1 pseudogene is annotated in these 608 nt (G+C 44.9%); it reads right to left on the bottom strand.

Annotated features, from left to right (window positions below):
• A pseudogene (locus H8S17_RS16335) lies at positions 1-557 on the bottom strand (hypothetical protein); the annotation flags it as partial.
• Positions 558-608: the final 51 nt, after the last annotated feature.

Here is a 608-nt window from a genome sequence, read left to right as displayed (position 1 = left end):
CATAATACTTTCCTGAAACTGTACTCATACATATCCGAATACATGTTATCATGGGGTTGGGGCGTCAGCCTTCTGTCCAATGCCGCCATATCCACCGTAAAACCGCTGTCTGCCACAGAGAAAGCGCCATTGCTGAATTGAAACTCCGAAGTAAAATCGGGAATCCCCAGATCACCGCTTGTCCTGTTATGTCCTATAATATTTATCAATGCATCCTTTATCCGCTCTATCTTGGCATTGTCCTTTGTTTTGTTAATCAGATTAGCAGCTTTTTCCGGCAGCCCGCCAATCTTTCCGTCTGGTGTCAGGTAAAGGTTCTCCAGAGAAATATCTTCTCCCGTAACCCCTTTTAAGTAACGCCTGACTTCCTGCACATCCGTGGCATACTGGTAGGTATTGGACGACAGATTTCCAACACTGTCAGCAATTCCTGTGTAATACTGATACATCCGGTCACTGTACTTTTCCTCTACCAGTTTCTGAACCTGTTCCCGGACTTCCTTATCTTCGATACCGCTCACTGTTACATTCCCATTGCTTTCAATCTTTATCTGCATTCCCTCCAGCTCATCACGGGAGATACCTTTGCTTTCCAGATCCTTTACAAA

The sequence above is a fragment of the Roseburia zhanii genome (assembly GCF_014287635.1).
Lineage (GTDB): Bacteria > Bacillota > Clostridia > Lachnospirales > Lachnospiraceae > Roseburia_B > Roseburia_B zhanii.
The sequence above is the reverse complement of the archived record's forward strand: the minus strand, read 5'-3'. Positions and strand labels throughout refer to the sequence as shown.